Below are 2185 nucleotides of genomic sequence, written 5' to 3' on the forward strand. Positions count from 1 at the left end.
TAGTAAGCCGTTCCTTGATGCTTTCAAGATGTTCAGCGACATAAGCCACAAAGGCCCGCCCGACGCTGCCATGTTGTGCAGCAACGGCTTTATCCAACGCCTTGGCAAGGTCATTGCTGCCTTCGTGACCATGTAAGCATTCAAATGCCCCCATGCCCTTGCCGGCATCGGCAGGCAGACTGGCCAGCCGTACTTCCTGCCCCGCCCTGGTTCGTTTGCCACCGCCCTGCATAAAAGCAGCTAAGTCGATTTCACCCGTCGAGAGCACCAACACCCGCCAACGCAGCATATCGCGGTTGCCGCCTTCTTTAGCCCCCTGCATCTTGCCCGTGCCGTTGAAGAGGCGGTAAGCCGCCATGCTCACCGCTTCGGGGCTGCCCTGACCCATTTCATCCAGCAGCATCAAGCCGTCGTTTCTGGCGGCAGCAGCATTTGCCAGTGCAATCGCCGTCGCATCCCAATTCAGCATTTGCTCGCGGGGTAAGCCCCATACTGACGCCCCGACATTGGCCGAGGTGGTCTTGCCGCAGCCACTGGGGCCATAGAGATGGAAGCCTCCCGATTCCAACCCGACGAGACCCAGTAGCGGGGCGGCGAGTGCTGCACCGATAGCCAGCATAGGTCGGCTATTACCTCGGGCCAGCTGGGCCACTGTGTCGCGCCATGCCTCAGGCGTACCTTGCTCCTTGTAAGCTGCTGCATGGCTCTGATCCCCGAGATAGAAAACCGGCAATTCGGGTGTGCCGATAATCTCCCCACTCGGGAGAACATAAGCCCCATGTATCCAGCCACCTCGCTCGGTCACATGGTGCATGGTGTCACTACCGCCAGTTTGCAACCATGCAGCAAGTTGTTCCAATGCGCGGCGATTGGTTGCTAAGGCCAAGCCATGTGCCCTCAGTAGCGCCCAACTATTGCGTTCTCCAATCTGGCCCAGTGGGATGGCCTTGGTTTGTGTCACACGATTACCCCGGCTTTTCCATGACACGATGCGGTAATGCTCCCCGCTCTCGTCCGTACCCCGGCCGATGATCTCCATGCGGTCACACAACCACATGGGCGGCATTTCCGTTACGGCACCGGTTTGCACATCCACCTTGGTGCCAATGAAGAACACCCCTTGGTCGTTGACATCAAAGCGTGGCCCCAGCACATCAGGGGGTAAGTCAGCCGCCATACGCAATACTTGTTCATCGTCACGGCGGCTCATGGTGTCACCCCTTCCTTAGTTGGGTTGCCTGGCTGTATACGTTGGCTTTGATTGAAGACATCGAGCCAATCCCTACCCACTTGGGCCGGATGGCGGGTGCGTACCCGCAGGCCAGCTTTCTGTAGACGACGGGTTAGGCGCTCTGCCGCCCGTTGGCCGGTTTGACTGGCGTCGTGGTCGGCAAAGATAAAGACATCACGCACCGTATCGGGTAGTACCACCCGCTCCAACCCGCCTGCGCTGACACAGGCCCATACTGGTAAGCCGCTACCCAAATGCACCGCCAGCGCGGTTTCCAGCCCTTCAGTCAGGGCAAGCCGACCGGCATCGGGCGCATAAAGCGGCATGGCTGCGCCTTCGGTGGCCCGTTCGCTGCGCACCATCAGTTTCTTGGCGGGTAATGCTTCGCCTGTTTCTGGATGGGACAGTGCCAGCTTGTGCCCCGAGTCAGTGAGGTAGGTACGGTGCAGGGCGGCTACTTGACCCTTGGCATCGATGACTTGTGCCAGCAATGCCGGAAAGCAACCCAATTGCTTAGGCTCGCCCTTTACCTCGCACCAATACGGCAATGCCGGGTGATGACGTAGGCAGGCGGGGAAGCTTTCCAAATACAGGCCACGCTGGGCGAGGTAGCGGCAGGCTGCATCCATTTTGGTGAGGGGCTGGGCCTCCTCCCACAAACGCGCCAGCTTTATTGCTTGCTTCCGGGCGATAGCGCGCCCATCCAGCTTGGTCGGTGTTGTGGCAACCTTGGCAGGTAATACCGACAAGGCTTGCGTTTCACCCAGCCCCAACACGCCGGCTACAGCGGCTAAAGCAGCCTTGAAGTCACGACCCTGCCAGTGCATGACCAACGCAAAGCCATCACCGCCCTGGCCCTCTAGTGCCCGACAGACAAAGCGACCTGCGTCTTTGTCTATCCATTGGAAACGGTCAGTACCGCCACAGCAAGGACAGGGTCGATTGCGCTTGCTG

Annotated in this window: 2 protein-coding genes; both read right to left on the reverse strand. The window is 59.4% G+C overall.

Annotated features, from left to right (window positions below; translation table 11 throughout):
* Positions 1–1210: DUF927 domain-containing protein (locus tag CSQ89_RS21200; protein ID WP_099407944.1), on the reverse strand; the 1210-nt coding region annotated here is incomplete at its 3' end.
* The coding region (locus tag CSQ89_RS21205) for a DUF7146 domain-containing protein (RefSeq protein ID WP_143747130.1) at positions 1207–2185 on the reverse strand (979 nt) is incomplete at its 5' end. The genes CSQ89_RS21200 and CSQ89_RS21205, both read right to left, overlap by 4 nt.

The sequence above is a fragment of the Chitinimonas sp. BJB300 genome (assembly GCF_002735695.1).
Lineage (GTDB): Bacteria > Pseudomonadota > Gammaproteobacteria > Burkholderiales > Chitinimonadaceae > Chitinimonas.